The organism is Mycobacterium sp. E2497 (genome assembly GCF_001668695.1).
Taxonomy (GTDB): Bacteria; Actinomycetota; Actinomycetes; order Mycobacteriales; family Mycobacteriaceae; genus Mycobacterium.
In genome coordinates this window covers 1-17,146 of record NZ_LZKD01000263.1, presented here as the reverse complement: position 1 = coordinate 17,146, position 17,146 = coordinate 1, and the positions used below count along the sequence as shown (strand labels likewise).

Genomic DNA, 17,146 nt, shown 5'->3' with positions numbered 1-17,146 from the left:
CCGATGGCCTTCGCATTGCTGCGCGCGCGCTCCACCCTCGTGTGGCTGGTGCTTGTCATGGTGACGATATTGTCGTGGGCGCTGGGCGCGGACCACGGCGTCGGTTCGACAGTCGCAGTGGTCGTGCTGGGGCTGGCGGTGGTCAAGGTCCGGTTTGTCGGGCTCGACTTCATGGAATTGCGCAACGCCCCGCTCATACTGCGGGCGCCTTTCGAGGCGTATTGCATCATCTTGTGGATGGTTCTCGCCGGTATGTACCTCTGGCTCTGAGCGGGCGATGGCTGGTCAAGGTCAACGTGCCCGCCGTGGGAGCGCGCCCGGATTGATCCAGGCGGCCGCCCGGGAGGTGTTCGCAGAGCGCGGATACGGCGCCACGACGCGCGAGATCGCATCGCGCGCTGGGGTTTCGCACGATCTGATTTTCCGGTACTTCGACAACAAGGAAAAGTTGTTCTTCGACGCCGTGGTGACGCCTCTGCTGGATGCTGTTGGCGGGCTGCATCAGCGATGGCTCGACGACCCCGCCCTGACAACAATGGACCATGACCAACTGGTTCGTCGGTTCACCACGGGATTCTACGAATTCATGTCGAGCAATCAGTCGATCGCACGTGCGATGGTGCACGTATTCGCCGATGAGTCGTCGGGTGACGAACTCGATCGTGTGCGAGCCCGGATCAGCGCGACTCTCGACCCGATCGTGACACCGATGGAAGATTATCTTTCGGCACACGGTCTGCGGACGTCTTCGCCGGCCTTGCAGCTACGCCTCCTGATGTTGTTCGTCGGTGTTGCGGCGACCTTTCTGCGGAACACCTATCCCTCCGATGAAGAGGTGCCGAGCGCAGACGAGATCATCGATGAGTTGTCCTTCATCATCTCGGCGGGGCTGCACGTGTCAGGTCGACCGCGCCGGCCGGAATAGCGGCAGCCATACCCGGCTGTCCGGATCGCCGGTGGGTTCGGTCCAGTCCTCGAAGAAGACCTCGACCGGCAGGCCGACGTAGATGTCGTCGGGCGATACGTCGACCACGTTGGTAATGAGGCGGACGTCGGGCTCGTCCTCGAGTTCCACCATGGCGACGATGTAAGGCGGATCCAATCCGGGAATCCACGGTTGGCGGTTTACCGTGTACGCCGCCACGGTGGCTCGTCCGGACACCGGTTCTGGGCCTACGCCGGTGCTGCGGCAGCGCCAACACGCCGGGCCCGGCGGGTGAAAGAAATGCCCGCACGCTCGGCAGCGGCAAATCATCAGCTGACCGCGTGCGCCGCCGGTCCAGAAGGCATGCGACTCAGCCGATGGGCTGGGGGCCAGCCGGAAATCGGGCCTGCGGTAAGCGGGATGGATCGACATGTATAAACAGTAAACTATATACCGTTTTGAGGGTACCGGGTGACGGTACTCCCAGGCCGAGTAACCGATGGCGAGCGGTATTTCCGTCCGGCTCGGCCCGCGAGGGCTCCGGTTCGCGGGCAATGCGGTCATGCTGTACATTCCCCCTAGTGACGGAACTCGAGTTCCGCCTCTCGCGAAGAGGTGGCGACCCGCGTTCGCGGCACGGCTACGGGCGGGAACCAGGCAGACCTCAGGAGAAGAGTGTGTTTCGAATCTTGAAGAGGGCGTGGATGCCGCTGCTCCTGGTCGTTGTCGTAGCGCTGGGCGGTTACGCAGTCGCGCGCATCCGCGACACCTTCGGCGCGAACGCCGCTGTGGCGAGTGGTGAGGGAGTCGCCGACAATACGAAACCCTTTAATCCCAAACGCATTACGTATGAACTAACGGGGGCGGAAAGGGGAAGTGTGAACGTCAACTATCTGGACGAAAACGGGCAGCCGCACCTCGTCGATGCCGCGCCGTTGCCGTGGTCGTACACCATCGTGACGACGCTGCCGTCGATGTCGGCCAACATCGTCGCCCAGGGCAGCACAGAGGTGAACGCGATCCGGTGCCGGGTGATCGTCGATGGTCAGGTTCGTGATGATCGTCGCAGCGACGAGTACCAGCCGTTCATCTACTGCTTGGTGAAAGCCGTATGAGCGCAACTCATTCGGTTCCGGGCCGGCCGGTGATCGCCCGGCTGATTCGTGTTCTGGCGCTGCCGATCTTACTTTTCTGGGTCTTCCTCGCGGTTGGCCTCGGCGTGATCTCCCCATCACTCGACGACGTCGCGGCCCAGCACTCGGTGCCGATGACCCCGAAAGACGCCCCGGCGTTCAAGTCGATGATGCACATCGGCCGGGTGTTCAAGGAATTCAATTCGGACTCCTCGGCGATGGTGGTGCTGGAGGGCCAGGACAAACTCGGCGACAGCGCGCATGAGTTCTACGACCGGATCGTGGCCAAGCTCAAGGCAGACACCGCGCACGTGCAACATGTCCAGGACTTCTGGGGCGACCCCTTGACCGCCGCCGGTTCGCAAAGCGCCGACGGCAAGGCCGCGTATGTGCAGGTGTTCCTCGACGGTGATCAGGGCACCACGCCCAGCCACGAATCGGTCGCCGCGGTGCGCAAGATCGTCTCCGAGGTACCCGCGCCGCCGGGTGTCAAAGCGTATGTGGCCGGCAATACGGTGCTCAACGCCGATGTCAGCGTCGTCGGGCACAAGAGCATGGCAACAATGGCGCTGGTCTCGATCGGCGTCATCTTGGGGATGCTGCTGCTCGTCTACCGCTCGATCGGCACGACCATCCTATGCCTCGTGGTGATCGGCATCGAACTATTTGCCGCACAAGGTGTTACGGCCACCGCAGGCGACCTGAACATCATCGGCCTGACCCCGTACGCGGTGAGCATGGTGACCATGCTGAGCATCGCGGCGGGCACCGATTACATCATCTTTCTATTGGGTCGCTATCACGAGGCTCGGGCCCTGGGCCAGGATCGAGAAGAAGCCTTCTATACGGCCTATCAGGGCGTGTCGCATGTGATCTTGGGTTCGGGTTTGACCATTGTGGGCGCCTGTGTGTGCCTGACGGCGACCCGGTTGCCGTATTTCCAGACCATGGGTCTGCCGTGCGCGATTGCGCTGTTGGTGATCGTGACCTCGGCGCTGACCCTGGCGCCGGCGGTCCTCGCGGTGGGCTCGCGATTCGGGCTCTTCGACCCGAAAGGCAATCTCTCCACGCGCAATTGGCGCAAGGTCGGGACCGCCGTGGTGCGCTGGCCGATACCGATCATCGTCGTGACGGTGATGATCGCCATCATCGGTTTCGTCAGCCTGATGACCTACGTGCCCAATTACAACGATCAAAAATTCACACCGCCGAATATGCCCGCCAATGTTGCGTATGCGGCCGCCGATCGGCACTTCTCCCAGGCTCGCATGAATCCCGAAATGTTGATGGTCGAGGCCGACCACGACCTGCGGGATCCGGCGGACATGCTGGTCGTCGACAGGATCGCCAAGAGCGTGTTCCACCTGCGCGGCATCGAGCGGGTGCAGACCATCACCCGGCCGCTGGGGGCGCCGATCGAGCACAGTTCGATCCCGTTTCAGATCGCCATGCAGAACTCCGGGACGCTGCAAACGGCGAAGTTCATGAACGACAACATGGCTCACATGCTCGAGCAGGCCGACGAGCTGGGTAAGACGATCGCCACCATGGAACACATGTATAGCGTGATGCGCGAGCTCACCGCGACCACGCACAGCATGGTGGGCAGGACCCACGACATGGTGGACACCACCAACCAATTACGCGACAGGATGGCGGATTTCGAAGACATGTGGCGACCGATCCGCTCGTACTTCTACTGGGAACGGCACTGTTTCGACATCCCGATCTGCTGGTCATTGCGGTCGGTCTTCGACGCCTTGGACGGAATCGACGAACTCGCCGACCAAATCGAAGGGCTCAGCGGTGATCTCGACCGTCTCGACCAGTTGATGCCACAGCTGCTGGCCGACTTCCCGTCGATGATCGACACGATGAAGACGATGCGCGACTTCATGCTCTCCACCCACAGCACGATGGCCGGCATCCAGGCCCACCAGCAAGAAGCCGCCGAAGGCTCCACCCTGATGGGGCAATACTTCGACGAAGCCAAAAACGACGACTCGTTCTATCTGCCACCGGAAGTCTTCAAGAGCCCCGACTTCGAACGCGGCCTGAAGATGTTCGTCTCGCCCGACGGCAAGGCCGTCCGGTTCATCATCACCCACCAAGGCGACCCCGCCACCGTCGACGGCATCAAACATGTCAAGGGCATCAAGGACGCCGTCGCCGACGCCATCAAGGGCACCCCGCTGGAAACCTCGAAGGTATATCTGGCCGGGATGGCATCGATGTACAGCGACATGCAAGCGGGGGTGAACATTGACCTGATGGTCGCCGGGATCGCCGCGCTGATCCTGATCTTCGGCATCATGCTGCTCATCACCCGCAGCTTGGTGGCCGCACTCGTGATCGTCGGCACGGTCGCCGCCTCCCTGGGCACCGCCTGCGGCCTGTCGGTCCTGCTCTGGCAGGACATCATCGGCCTGGGCATGCAATGGATCGTGCTGCCGCTGTCGATCGTGATCCTGCTCGCGGTGGGCTCGGACTACAACCTGCTGGTGGTGTCCCGGCTCAAGGAGGAAATCCACGCCGGGCTCAACACCGGAATCATCCGCGGCATGGGCGCCTCCGGGCGGGTGGTCACCGCGGCCGGCATGGTGTTCGCATTCACCATGATGTCGATGATCGTCAGCGAGCTGCGCGTAATCGGACAGCTGGGCACCACCATCGGCCTGGGTCTTCTGGTCGACACCCTGATCGTGCGCTCGTTCATGACCCCGTCGATCGCCGCCGCGCTCGGGCATTGGTTCTGGTGGCCCCTCAACACCTACCGCACCAAGCGGGCCCCGCGCGCTACGGACGAGGAGCACACGGCGCCCATCCCGCAGCTGACGGCCCCATGAAACTCACCTGCCGGTCTGTCACACTGTCGACGACAAGGTTGTCGGTTGACGGATCAGGGCCCATGACAGAAGCGGAATCAAAACTGCGGCAACGCACCGAGGGGCGCCTGGACCGGTCCCGCGATCCGGCCATTCTCAACGCCGCCCTAGCGGCCTTGACAGAACACGGGTATCACGCCACCAACATGAATGACATAGCGGCACGGGCAGGTGTGGGCAAGGCCGCCATCTACCGGCGCTGGTCCTCCAAAGCCGCGCTGATGACCGACGCATTGGTGTACTGGCGCCCCGACCTCTGCAGCGTCGACGTCCCCGATACGGGCAGCCTGGAAGGCGATCTGGACGCCCTCGTCGAACGCGTCAAACGCACCGACAGCAACCTGGTCAGCAACGACCTGGTGCTGCGAGTCGCTATGGAAGCCGCACACGAACCCGAACTCGCCTCGGCGCTCGATGACCTCATGCTCGGCAAAGGCAAACGCACGATTACCGCGATCCTGGCGCAAGCCGCCGACCGCGGCGAAATAGCGGCCGGTCGCGACTGGTCACTGGTGGCAGACGTACTCTTGGCGATGGGTCTGCTGCAGGTTGCCCGCGGACAAAGCGTGGACGCGAATTTTGTGCGCGAGGTGATCGATACCCTGATCCTGCCCGCGGTCCGCAAACCAACAAACGGATAAAACTTCAGCGCCGATGTGACCGATCCACCGGCGCCACCAGGCCCGAGGGCGTATACCGAGTGTCAACTGCTGGCAGACGAGCGCCGCATGTGGCGTTGTGTCACTGATCCGGTTCGTCGGCGGTGCCGGGATATTTGGGTGTCCACCGCACCTGTGTGATCCGTTGCGCGAGTTCTTGGTCGCGGCGTTCGGGGGCCACGCCGTCGGCTACCGCTTGCTTGGCCACCGCGTGGGCGATCCGGACGGCGACGTCGGGCACGTCCGCCCACTCCGGCAGCAGCGGTTTGTCGGGGTCGTTTAGTGCCGGTGACAGGTCTCCCAACGTCGCGGCGGCGACGCGCATCATGTCGTCGGTTACCCGGGTCGCCTGCGCGGCGGTGACTGCGAGCCCTACTGCGGGGAAGATGTAGACGTTGTTGCATTGGGCGATCGGACGTGTGGTGCCGTCGCGCTCCACCGGCGCAAAGGGTGAGCCGGTGGCGATCAGGGCACGTCCGTCGGTCCAACGGTCCAGTTCGGCGGGGTGCGCCTCGGCGCGACTTGTCGGATTGGACAGCGGAAAGATGATGGGCCGCTGGGTCTTGCCGGCCATTTCCCGCACGATGTCTTCGGTGAAGGCGCCCGCGGCGGTGGACAGGCCCAGAAGAACTCCGACGTCGACGTTGTGCACGACATCCTTGAGCTGAGCGTGGCCCTTCAGCCCCCAACCTGCCACCCGCCCGGCAGGTTGCGCGAAGTCACGCTGGGCTTCCGTGAGGTCGGTGCGATCGTCAGTGAGCAGCCCGATCACATCGACCACCCAGATCCGTCGTCGAGCATCCTCTTCGGACAGGCCCTCGTTGACCATCTCCCGCCGGATCATGTCCAGGACGCCGATACCGGCTGAGCCCGCGCCTAGCATCACGACCTGCTGCTCCGACAGCGGGCGGCCGGCGACCTTCGCTGCGCCGTGCAGCGCGCCAAGAGTCACGGCGGCGGTCCCTTGGATGTCGTCGTTAAAGGTGAGCAGCTGGTCGCGATAGCGGTCCAGGATCGGCTGCGCATGCGCGGTTGCGAAGTCCTCCCACTGGAGGAGCACGTCGGGGAGCTGTCGTCGGACCGCGCTGACGAATGTGTCGATGAATGCGTAGTACTCATCGTCGGGGATCCGTCGGTGACGCCAGCCGAGATACAGCGGGTCCTCGAGGAGCTCGACGTTGTCGGTGCCGACGTCGAGCACGATCGGCAGGGTTCGCGCGGGGTCGATTCCGCCGATGAGTGTGTAGAGCGAGAGCTTGCCGATCGGGATCCCCATACCGCCGATGCCCTGATCGCCCAGACCTAGGATCCGCTGCCCGTCGGTCACCACAATGACGTCAACGTCACGTCGGGGCCTATTGCTCAAGATCTCATCAAGACGATCGTGGTCGGGATACGAAATAAACAAACCCCTTGGCCGTCGGTAGATTTCGCTGAAGCGCTGGCACGCCTCGCCAACCGTGGGGGTGTAGACGATCGGCAGGCTTTCGCAAATGTGGTCGTGCAGCACGCGGTAGAACAACGTCTCGTTGCGGTCCTGCAAAGCGCGAAGATAGATGTGTTTGTCAAGATCGTCACGGCGCGAACAGAATTCACGCCAGCAGTGCTCGGCTTGCTCGTCGAGAGTTTTGACTGCCGTGGGTAGCAGGCCCAAAAGTCCAAGCTCGCGCCGCTCCTGCTCGGTGAAGGCGGTGCCCTTGGTGGTCAGAGCATCAAGAAGCCTTGCTTCACCGCGTGTTTGGTCAGACACGATAAGATTCCTTCCTAGTCACGCAGTAAAACCATCTCAACCCTATTGAGACACAACGAAGCTGGCCGCTCAGGCGATCGCTCAAGGCGTGTCGCCAACGTGTGAGCTAGGGAAGTAGACTGCGACCTCCTGATCGACGCAGAACGCCTCGGCGGTCGTTCCACCCCGACGGAGTGGCGCATGGGCCAACCGCGCGGTCGGCGCTGAGCCGGGGCAATCGCGGATTCCGCAGCCGGCTTCATGCCGCTAACGGTGCCGCGATTGCGGTGCGGCAATTGGGGGCGCCGGCTTACGAAGCTGAAAGGTGTCGACGCCGGCCAACATCTGCTCCTGCATGAACACCTCCGGATGCTAACGCAACAAAAGTTACGTTAAGCCTAGAGTACGTGACCACCGCGGCGCGGCGTGACCGGTTCAAGTGCACGCATTCCTCTAGGGCGCGAGACGTTCCGGCAGAGACGGTTTGAGTGACCTCTTGGGATCCGAACGAAGTGTGCCCTAATTAAACTCGCCGTGCTGTCGAACAAGCGCAGAGTCCGGATTGTGCTGACTCGGGTGATGCGGCATACTCCCTAATATGCTCTAGACACCGTTGCCGCCCGACATCGCCGGAGGGCTGGCCGACGTCCGGTCCGCGACCATTCCGCTGGCCGGGATGCTCGAAGAAGCGCATCACGTGCGCGGCCGCGTTGATAGCGTCGACCTGCAAAACCGCACCCTCAGCTGTACCGACTTCGACCAGTGTCCGCGTGAATTCGGTTGGTATCGATTTGTTTTGGTACCTGGATCAGTAACTCGTCCCTCCGTGATTCCCGGATTAGCAGCGCACGCCGAGTCTTTAACTCGACCCTGAAGTACTTAGCTGTGGGACCTGGGTCCCTGGCGGGAGGTCGCCAATCCTTTCGACGTGAAGCCTTCCGGACGCGCCGCAAAATTCGTCACCCCAGAGGTAGTCTTCAATGCCTTGCGCTCTCAAGCTGTTTCAGGCAGCATTTGCCTACATCGTCGTCACCGCATTCCCGCGCAGCGGAATCGCTACCAGCTAGGGAGTTCCGCCATCCACGGCGACATGATGATTATCGGCTTACTATCGCCGCTGCAACCGCCGCGGCACGACTCATGACCGCAGGAGGCTCGAGATGGCCACTATCACACCCGCACAAGAGCGTTCGGTCATCGACGCCGTTCCCAAGCAGTTGTTCATTGGCGGCAGTTGGCAAAACGGCCAGCACGGAACGTTCACTGTCGAAGACCCAGCTACCGCGCAACCGCTTTGCGAGGTCGCCGACGCTACCGCCGAGGACGCCATCAGCGCCCTCGATGCCGCGGTCGACGCCGCACCGAGCTTCGCCGCATCCGCTCCACGGGAGCGCGCCGAGATCCTGCGGCGCGCGTTCGAGCTGATCGTTGCCCGGATTGATGATCTTGCGCTGATCAACACGCTGGAAATGGGCAAGCCCGTCAAGGAGGCAAAAGCCGAGATTCTCTACGCGGCAGAGTTTTTCCGCTGGTTTTCCGAAGAAGCCGTCCGCATCGACGGACGCTATAGCCGCCACACCGACGGTGGTGGCCGCGTGCTCACCCTTCGGCAGCCGGTCGGGCCCTGCCTGATGATCACACCATGGAACTTCCCACTAGCGATGGGAACTCGCAAGATCGGTCCCGCAATTGCCGCCGGCTGCACGATGATCATCAAGCCCGCCGAGCAGACACCGCTGTCGATCCTCGCCCTGGCCGCCATACTGCACGAGGCTGGTCTGCCCGGCGGCGTTCTCAACGTCGTCAGCACATTGTCGGCGCCCGAAGTGCTGGCGCCGGTCATCAATGACCCCCGGCTGCGGAAATTGTCATTCACCGGGTCGACACCGGTGGGCCGTGCACTGGTGAAGCAGTCAGCCGACCAGTTACTCCGTGTATCAATGGAACTGGGAGGCAATGCGCCGTTCATCGTCTTCGAGGACGCCGACGTCGACGCCGCGGTGGACGGCGCGATGGTCGCCAAGATGCGCAACAACGGCGAAGCATGCGTCGCCGCCAACCGCTTTCACCTGTCGGACAAGATCGCCGCGGAGTTCATCGACAAGCTCACCGCCAGGATGAGCGCGCTGCGAATCGGTCGGGGAACCGAAGACAACGTCGACATGGGTCCGCTGATCGATGCCGCACAGCTGAAGACGACCTCCGGGCTGGTCAGCGACGCGATCGAGCGCGGCGCGGAGGCAGTGATCGGAGGCAAAGCACCCGAAGGCCCCGGCTACTTCTATGAGCCGACTGTCCTTGCGAACATCCCAAGCGACGCTCCGTTGCGCCAGTCCGAATTATTTGGCCCGGTGGCCCCGATCTTCACCTTCTCTGACGAGGAACAAGCGATCGCCGACGGCAATGACACCGAATACGGCCTCGTGTCCTACCTCTACACAAACGATTTGAAGCGAGCGCTACGCGTCAGCGAGGCACTACAGACCGGAATGGTCGGCCTCAACCAGGGCCTGGTGTCCAATCCCCAAGCGCCGTTCGGAGGAGTCAAGCAATCCGGATTCGGGCGCGAAGGCGGCTATGAAGGCATCGACGAATACGTCGAAGACAAGTACATAGCAATCAATCTCTAACCACAGAACCTACATCCGGCGACGAGCCGTCCATCAGCTCCACGGCCACAGCGTGCAGGCCGTGCACGGGGGAGAGGACCTGAACCGGGAAGGGAACCAGCGTGCCCCTGACCGAGGCGACCCCGCCGCAACTCCAGCCCCACCCGCCTCGATCTGCGCGGACGTCTGATGCGGGCAACTCACCGGCCGGTGCGACCGGTCCTTCAACCCGTGCAGGCCCCAAGCCTCATAGCGGGCTAACCACGAGTGCAGCGCCTGAAGCGACACTCCACTTTTTCGGCCACGCTCAACTCCCTCATCTAGGGGGTGTCAAGGATCAACCGAAACCGCTGTAAAGGATCAGCCGAAACACTGTCAAGCCTCACCCGGAACCGAAATGTCAAGCATCAGCCGAGGTAATACAAAAAACCCGGAGTGCCCCCGGCAGGATTCGAACCTGCGACACCGGCTTTAGGAGAGCCGTGCTCTATCCCCTGAGCTACGAGGGCGGGGGACGTCGTCGAATACCTGACTGAAACCTAGCTAGGCGGGTTCAGCGGCGTTCGCGGCGTCCAGGTGCCATTCCGGACGATCAGCCTACGCGTCCTGATGTGGCGGGTGTGAGTGTAGCTGCTATGGCGATGACTACGTGACTTCTAGGTGGGGGAGCCTCGTCGTGCCGGCTGGCGTTAGGGCGGCTCGCTCCCGACAAAGCTCATGGGCCTACCGGTTGAACGGTGCCCTCACCGGAATCCGCTCCGGTGGGGCCGAGCGTGAGGGTGCGGCCGCGGAAGAAACCCGGGGCGATCGCCCACCAGCCCAGCATCAGGATCACTCCGAGCGCCAGCGCGCCGACACCGACCGCCGCGACGGCCCCGAACCCGAGGATCGTGATGTGGTGGCCCTCGTCATCGGTCAACCACTCGGGCCTGGCGTACTGGATGAGCCCGTAGACGAAAACGACCAGTAAGACCACGCCGCCCAGCAACGGGACGACGCCGCGCATCACAAAACCCCGGACCGAAGCGGTTAGGGTATGGCGGTAGTACCAGGCGCACGCAAACCCGGTAAGCCCGTAGTAGAACGCGATCATCAACCCGACCGATCCGATCAGCGCGGCCAGCAGGTTCTCGCTGACAAGCGTGAACAGCACGTAGAAGAGGACGGAGACTCCGCCGACCGCGATTGTGGACGTGGTCGGCGTCAGGTAGCGAGGGTGGGTCTTCGCGAACGAGTCCGGCAACGCCCGGTACGCCCCCATCGACAGGGTGGTGCGCGTTGTCTTCAGGATCGTCGTCTGCGTCGACGCGGAGGCCGACGTCAGGATCGATGCCGCCAGCAACAGCAGTGCAACCTTCCCGAAGACGCCGTTGCCGAACAGTTCCGGACCGATGGAAGCGAACACGTCTTTCGAGTTGTGCGGGTTCCCCAGCCCGATGCCCGCCGTCCCGACACCGGCGAACGCCACGGCCGACACGGTGACCAGGGTGTAGGTCGCCAACAGCAGGAAAGTCGAGATGACGGCGGCGCGGCCAGGCGTGCGGCCGGGGTCGTCGGACTCCTCGTTGCAGGACACGGCGGTGTCCCAGCCCCAGTACATGAAGATTGCCATCAGAATTGCGGGGGCGGCGGTCGTCCCGAAATCGAGACCGCCCGGCCAGAACCAGGACAGCGACGGATGCAGCGAAAAGACCTGGGCGTCACGGGAATACGTCTTGACCAGCGCGACCATCGAAAACGCGACCAGCACCACGATTTGAATGAACAGCAGGGCGTAGAGCAGTCTGGCCGAGACCGCGATGCCGCGATAGCAGATGTACGTCATCGCGGCAATCCAGAAGACGCCCGCGACCGTCGACCAGAGCCTGCTGTTGGCCAGGTCCGCAACCGAATGCCACCCCATCTCGCCGGCCAACCTGAACGAGTACTTCCCGGCGATATCGACCAGGTTGGCCATCACAATCACTTCCGCGGCGATGATGCCCCAGCCGCCGAGCCATCCGACGACAGGTCCAAATGCGCGCGATGCCCATGTGAACGTGGTGCCACAATCCGGTTCTGCCTCGTTGAGTTCTCGGTAGGCGACGGCGATCAGGTAGATCGGGATGAATGAAAGGAGAACGACCGCCGGGGCTTTGACGCCGGCGAGCTGTCCACCACCACTGGCCACGATGAGACCCAATGTCGCGGCAAGGCTGTAGGCGGGCGCCATCGACGCCAGGCCGACCACGACGCCCGAGATCAGACCGAGCGCGCCACCCCGCAGGCCTTTGCTCTTGACGGCAGTCGCCGCGGCCTCGTTATCCGGGGCGGCCGTGGTCGTACCTTTGCTCATCGCGCCCCTTGTTTGAGCATTCCCGGGCCGAGACGGCGTCGAGAAGTCGCCGCGCCTACCGTCGCGGTGCGGCGACTATTGCCATCTGAGATCTTCGTCGAGTTGTTGGGCTCGTTCGTCGAGTTCGGCCGCGGGGCCGGTATCAATGGTGACCTCTTGCCAGTACGTCGGACTGTAGAGGTGAATGTCTTTGCCGCTATTGACCCTCAGCACGCCGCCCGTGAGTACTGCATAGGTGGCGCCGTCCGGATATTCGTGGTCTTCATCCCGGCCGCAAATCTGGATCCACATCTTCATACCGAAAAACCCTCCGCGTCCGCCGATCGAATTCTTGAGGCTACCGCTGCGACGGCGAGCGGGAGAGGGCCTTAATCTTCCTCGTCGATGACGTGCATGGCGGCTTCCTCGGCGGACGCCGCGCCTCCGCTGATTCCGACGTCCGTGGCGAACAGCTCCTCGTCGGCATCTTCGCCAAAACCCAAGTCCGGCGCGATAAGCCGGCCGGCTCGTGCGCTGCCCACCTCGCGCCGTTCCGGAAATTCGGCGTCCCGCTCGGAGGCGTCGCTGCGCCGCTGGTCGTCCTCGTCGAGGACGACGTTGATTCGCGACGCAGGATCTGGCTCTTCCTCCGCGAGAATCTGGTCCATGGTCTCGGCCGGGCCGAATGCGCCGCGCGCGTAAGGGTGCTCGGGCGGTGAGTATCCCTCGTCGAGGATGTCGTCCACGCCGCGATCCACCAGGGTGTCCTCCGGCTGAAGTTGGTTGTCATCCTCGACGCTGTATTCGCCGGCCGCGGGGCCGGTCTCGTAGTGAGCACTCATCATTCGCCTGCCATGTGATCGTCGTTACTGTCACGATATTCGCCGCGTGCGCACTTCAACAGTAAGGATTGCACCTTTTGCGGCATAGGGTCATTTGTCCTTTTCAGCCGAGGTATATCCGTCAATTACGCTGATTCCGGCTACCGACGGAGCGCGAATTCATCTGCAGCATAGAGCCTCCGGCTCGTCCGTCATCTCGGTCGGAAGACACTCAGCCCAGTCGCTCGACCTCGTCGGCCGCCTCGGTCAGCGCCGCGGCGAGTTCGCGCGCGGCTGATGCGTCCAGCGCATTCAGGTGACGGGCGTGCACGGAGATCCACCGCCGCGTGGAGCCGTCGACCTGCTGTCGGCCGCAGATCTGCACGTGCGCAGACCCGCAACGGCGAGAGGTGCCCTCGAAGTCGCGAAACCAATTGCTGTCCAGGTGCCAGTCGAACGTGCGAACCGCACCGTCGGGCGGTCCGATCGCGTCGAATGGCATCCCGGCGGACACGTTCTTGGCCGCCCACTGCCGCGCCATGTCCAGCAGCGTCTGCGGTTCGTCGTGTTCGAGGCGCTCCAGCTGAGCGATTTGCGCAGCGGTGAGATGATCGGCCACGTCGCGCCAGTTTTGCGCGGTGTCGTCAGATGCGGTCATGGTTTGCAGTCTGTGCTGGTCTGCAGCCGTTGACGAGAGTCGAAAGTCATGTTTTGGTGGTCCGGCGGCACAGTGGGATCCCTGCGAATCGGTACGGGCCGGCCGGTCTCGGAATTCATGACCGCCGATCAGGCTTTGATTTGCTTGCGGTTCAGACGGTTTGGCGCGCCCGAACGGCCAGCGGTCAGCCGATACCGACGCGAATCCCTTCGTGCCGCTGCTCCAGCTCACTGCTGACTCCAGTGAAGAGATCGTGCGCGTCGGCGTTGACGCCGCGCAGCGTGACCATCAATTTGCCCGGCTCACTATCGAGGACGATGCCGCCGGCCGGATGCAACGGATATTCGCGGGTCCCGGTGCCACCCGTCCCGGTTGCGGTCGCCAACTCGTAGCCGTGGTCGTCCCGGAGCCGGTCGGCGAGGGCTGTGACGATTTCGCTTGCCAGCTCGTCGGGATCGACTGTCTCCGGCACGGTCAATGTCAGTCTGGTCACCCGCACCACGCTATACCGGGTTCGTCGTCACAGCTGCCGGGCTCAGGTGGTCGACGAACCAGTCGCGCGCCAGCATGGCGACCTTCTCGAGCGTCCCAGGTTCTTCGAACAGATGGGTGGCGCCCGGTACGACGGTGAGTTTGCAGGTGCCGGGGATCGCTGCTCGCGCTTGCCGATTCAATTCCAGCACCACGTCGTCATTGCCGCCCACGATGAGCAGCGTCGGCGCGTAGACGCGGGCGAGGAACGGCCCCGCCAGATCCGGCCGCCCGCCCCGGGACACCACCGCCGCGACGTTCACCCGCGGGTCGGTGGCGGCGACCAGGGCCGCGCCCGCGCCGGTGCTGGCACCGAAGTAGCCGACCGGCAGTGAGGCCGTATCTGGCTGGCGGGCCAGCCAGCCGGTGACGTCGACCAGCCGTCGAGCCAAGAGCTCGATGTCGAAGACGTTGGCTCGATTTCGTTCCTCTTCGGGGGTGAGAAGGTCGAACAGCAGGGTGGCGAGACCCGCGCCGTTCAGCACGTCGGCCACGTAGCGGTTGCGGGGGCTGTGGCGGCTGCTTCCACTACCGTGCGCGAACAGCACCACGCCGAGTGGATTCTCGGGGATCGTCAGATGCCCGGCCACCGACACCGAGCCGGCGCTGACCCTGACTTCCTCGTCGCGTAATGGTGGGTCGGCCGAGTCGGCATCGGCCGACGGGCCGCGAGAACCGTTTCGGGCGCGATCCAGGAGCGTGACCACCTCGTCGTCGGAAGTCTGGGTGAAGTTCCGGTAGCCCTGCCCCACGGCGAAGAAGTATTCGGGCGTGTGCAAGCAGACCACTTCGTCGGCGTACCCGGAGAACTTTGCGAACACATCGCGTCCGCCGATCGGTACGGCCAGCACCACCCTGCTCGCGCCCTGGGCCCGAGCCACCTGGCAGGCGGCTTTCGCCGTCGCGCCGGTGGCGACGCCGTCATCGACGATCACCGCGGTTCGTCCCGCCAACGGAATCGGATCGTGCCCGCCGCGGAACCGTTCCGAGCGACGGGCCAACTCGGCCCGCTGCTTCGCCTCGACCGCCGCCATCTCGGCCCCGGACAAGTGAGCTTCACGCACGATGGCGTCGTTGAGCACCCGCACTCCGCCCTCACCGATCGCGCCGAAGGCCAGCTCGGACTGGAACGGAACCCCGAGCTTGCGCACGACCAATACATCGAGCGGGGCCTGCAGTGCCTTGGCGACCTCGAAGGCCACGGGCACACCACCGCGTGGTAGGCCCAATACCACAACGTCTTGGCCGCGCAAGGATTCGAAACTCTTGGCCAGCTGTCGTCCGGCGTCGACCCGATCGTCGAACAGTCTTTGATCGCCGCGCAACGAAGCAAGCCGCTGCACCAGCGGTCGACCCCACTCGCTATCGCGGTCCGTTTGTGCCATCCCCTCAGTGTGTCGCGAGCCGCCGGAGCGCCGAAGGGCCGTAAGGCCACTGCCGCGGGGACCAAGGCCCCTGACCGGCGTTTTCTCCGAACGGCTAGCGTCGGCGTGGTGGAGACGGCTCGTCCACCGGGCTCCTCGCATGACTCCGGTGTGGTCACGGTGCTGTTGGGTGGCGACGTCATGCTCGGGCGGGGCGTCGATCAGATCCTGCCCCATCCCGGAGATCCGGAACTGCGTGAGCACTACCTGCGTGACGCCGGGGGATACGTCCGGCTCGCCGAGCGGGCAAATGGGCCGATCCCGCGTCCGGTGGATTGGCGGTGGCCGTGGGGCGAGGTGCTGACGCTCCTCGACGAGGCCGCCCCGGACGTCCACCTGATCAACCTGGAGACAACGATCACCGCGCGCGGTGAATTCGCCCACGGCAAGGCGGTCTGTTATCGGATGCATCCAGACAACCTGCCGGCCCTGACCGCGTTGGGGCCGGACGTCTGCGCGCTGGCCAACAACCACATCCTCGACTTCGGCCGTCACGGGCTGGCCGACACCGTGTCGGCGCTGACGGGTGCGGGAATCCGGGGCGTCGGGGCGGGGGCCGATTTGCCTACCGCACGCCAACCAGTGGTGCTCGACATTCCCAACAAACGCCGGGTCACGGTGGGCTCGGTGGCGATGCCGTCGGCCGGCGTTCCCGTGTCTTGGGCGGCGCGCCACGATCGGCCCGGCGTGCGGCTGATCCGGGACGCATCGGTCCGCGGCGTCGCCGACGAGGTGGCCGCGGACGTGCTGGCAGACAAACGAGACGGCCAGATCGCCATCGTTTCGGTGCATTGGGGATCCAATTGGGGCTATGCCCTGGCCGAAAGCGACGTCGCGTTCGCGCACCGGCTGATCGATGCCGGCGTCGACGTCGTGCACGGTCACTCCTCGCACCACCCCAGGCCGATCGAGATATACCGGGGCAGACCGATCCTCTACGGCTGCGGCGATGTCATCGACGACTACGAAGGCATCGGTGGGCACGAGGCCTACCGCGCCGATCTCCGGCTCCTGTATCTGACCCGAACCGACCCGGCCACCGGCGAATTGGTGTCGCTACAGATGATCCCGCTGCGCGTGCGCCGGATGCGGCTCGAGCGTGCGCCTCGCGACGAGGCTGAATGGCTCCGCGCAACGATCGAGCAAGCCAGCAGCCGATTCGGGCTGCGTGTTGTGACGCGGCCGGACGACCTTCTGGAGGTCGAGTTACCCGGCAAGGCGCTCAGCGCAGCTCCGCGATGACCTTTGCGAAGTTGTCGACGTGGTTGTCCTGGACGGTGATGAACGTGACCCCGTACTTCTCGCGGTACTCCAGCAGCGTGTCGGCCATCTCGCGCGGTGACCCCGTCAGGACGGAGTGCATGGCCAGGATCTCCTCGTCGGACAACCCCGACGCGTACCGACGCGTCATCGTCAGGTCGGGCAGGCTCTCGCCCTCGGCCGGGACCGCCGTGACGG

The 17,146-nt window shown here is 63.9% G+C and carries 14 protein-coding genes, 1 tRNA gene and 3 pseudogenes; 7 read left to right on the top strand and 11 right to left on the bottom strand.

The genetic code is table 11. The annotated features are described in order from the left end of the window. Nucleotides 1-3: 3 nt before the first annotated feature. A complete protein-coding gene (locus tag A5713_RS24900) occupies nt 4-270 on the top strand; it encodes a cytochrome C oxidase subunit IV family protein (RefSeq protein WP_068098926.1) in 267 nt (88 codons plus the stop codon). A 52-nt stretch (nt 271-322) separates the two neighbouring features. Continuing rightward, nucleotides 323-925, top strand: coding sequence for a TetR/AcrR family transcriptional regulator (locus A5713_RS24895; protein ID WP_068098925.1), 603 nt, complete (start codon nt 323-325; stop codon nt 923-925). Here A5713_RS24895 and A5713_RS24890 read toward each other — a convergent pair. Further along, nucleotides 899-1,357 (bottom strand): Zn-ribbon domain-containing OB-fold protein, encoded by a 459-nt coding sequence (locus A5713_RS24890; protein ID WP_068098923.1) that lies wholly within the window; start codon nt 1,355-1,357, stop codon nt 899-901. The genes A5713_RS24895 and A5713_RS24890 overlap by 27 nt on opposite strands. A gap of 245 nt (nt 1,358-1,602) precedes the next feature. On the opposite strand from A5713_RS24890, the gene A5713_RS24885 reads away from it, so the two are divergent. From A5713_RS24885 to A5713_RS24875, 3 genes are all read left to right on the top strand, one after another. Then, a complete protein-coding gene (locus tag A5713_RS24885; RefSeq protein ID WP_197516475.1) occupies nt 1,603-2,040 on the top strand; it encodes an MmpS family transport accessory protein in 438 nt (145 codons plus the stop codon). Next, nucleotides 2,037-4,904, top strand: coding sequence for an RND family transporter (locus A5713_RS24880; RefSeq protein WP_082973141.1), 2,868 nt, complete (start codon nt 2,037-2,039; stop codon nt 4,902-4,904). Before A5713_RS24885 ends, A5713_RS24880 begins: the two co-directional genes overlap by 4 nt. A 62-nt stretch (nt 4,905-4,966) precedes the next feature. Beyond that, on the top strand, nt 4,967-5,584 hold the full coding sequence (locus tag A5713_RS24875) for a TetR/AcrR family transcriptional regulator (protein ID WP_068098919.1): 618 nt from the start codon (nt 4,967-4,969) through the stop codon (nt 5,582-5,584). A gap of 100 nt (nt 5,585-5,684) precedes the next feature. Here the strand turns inward: A5713_RS24875 and A5713_RS24870 are convergent, their stop codons facing one another. Beyond that, nucleotides 5,685-7,352, bottom strand: coding sequence for an NAD-dependent malic enzyme (locus tag A5713_RS24870; protein ID WP_068098917.1), 1,668 nt, complete (start codon nt 7,350-7,352; stop codon nt 5,685-5,687). Nucleotides 7,353-8,491: 1,139 nt separating this feature from the next. Between A5713_RS24870 and A5713_RS24865 the strand changes: the two genes are divergently transcribed. Continuing rightward, on the top strand, nt 8,492-9,961 hold the full coding sequence (locus tag A5713_RS24865; protein WP_068098914.1) for an NAD-dependent succinate-semialdehyde dehydrogenase: 1,470 nt from the start codon (nt 8,492-8,494) through the stop codon (nt 9,959-9,961). An 84-nt stretch (nt 9,962-10,045) separates the two neighbouring features. Here the strand turns inward: A5713_RS24865 and A5713_RS27915 are convergent. From A5713_RS27915 to A5713_RS24830, 8 genes and pseudogenes are all read right to left on the bottom strand, one after another. Beyond that, nucleotides 10,046-10,237: pseudogene (locus A5713_RS27915) on the bottom strand (leucine zipper domain-containing protein); the annotation flags it as partial. A 139-nt stretch (nt 10,238-10,376) separates the two neighbouring features. Next, a tRNA-Arg gene (locus A5713_RS24860) sits at nt 10,377-10,449 on the bottom strand. 266 nt (nt 10,450-10,715) lie between these two features. Then, a pseudogene (locus tag A5713_RS24855) lies at nt 10,716-12,275 on the bottom strand (APC family permease); the annotation flags it as partial. A 75-nt stretch (nt 12,276-12,350) separates the two neighbouring features. Then, nucleotides 12,351-12,572, bottom strand: coding sequence for a hypothetical protein (locus A5713_RS24850; RefSeq protein WP_067919022.1), 222 nt, complete (start codon nt 12,570-12,572; stop codon nt 12,351-12,353). 71 nt (nt 12,573-12,643) lie between these two features. Further along, complete coding sequence (locus A5713_RS24845) at nt 12,644-13,096, bottom strand: DUF5709 domain-containing protein (RefSeq protein WP_068062178.1); 453 nt, start codon at nt 13,094-13,096, stop codon at nt 12,644-12,646. A 211-nt stretch (nt 13,097-13,307) separates the two neighbouring features. Continuing rightward, nucleotides 13,308-13,733: a hypothetical protein gene (locus A5713_RS24840; protein WP_068098910.1), complete on the bottom strand. Its 426-nt coding sequence runs from the start codon at nt 13,731-13,733 to the stop codon at nt 13,308-13,310. Nucleotides 13,734-13,917: 184 nt separating this feature from the next. Next, entirely contained in the window at nt 13,918-14,226 is a 309-nt protein-coding gene (locus A5713_RS24835) for a hypothetical protein (protein ID WP_156752019.1), read from the bottom strand. Nucleotides 14,227-14,236: 10 nt separating this feature from the next. Further along, complete coding sequence (locus A5713_RS24830; RefSeq protein ID WP_082973140.1) at nt 14,237-15,649, bottom strand: phosphoribosyltransferase family protein; 1,413 nt, start codon at nt 15,647-15,649, stop codon at nt 14,237-14,239. 150 nt (nt 15,650-15,799) lie between these two features. Here A5713_RS24830 and A5713_RS24825 point away from each other — a divergent pair, with 150 nt between their 5' ends. Beyond that, nucleotides 15,800-16,930: a CapA family protein gene (locus tag A5713_RS24825; RefSeq protein ID WP_369804523.1), complete on the top strand. Its 1,131-nt coding sequence runs from the start codon at nt 15,800-15,802 to the stop codon at nt 16,928-16,930. Here A5713_RS24825 and A5713_RS24820 read toward each other — a convergent pair. Continuing rightward, nucleotides 16,911-17,146, bottom strand: a pseudogene (locus A5713_RS24820) (LLM class F420-dependent oxidoreductase); the annotation flags it as partial. The gene A5713_RS24825 and the pseudogene A5713_RS24820 overlap by 20 nt on opposite strands.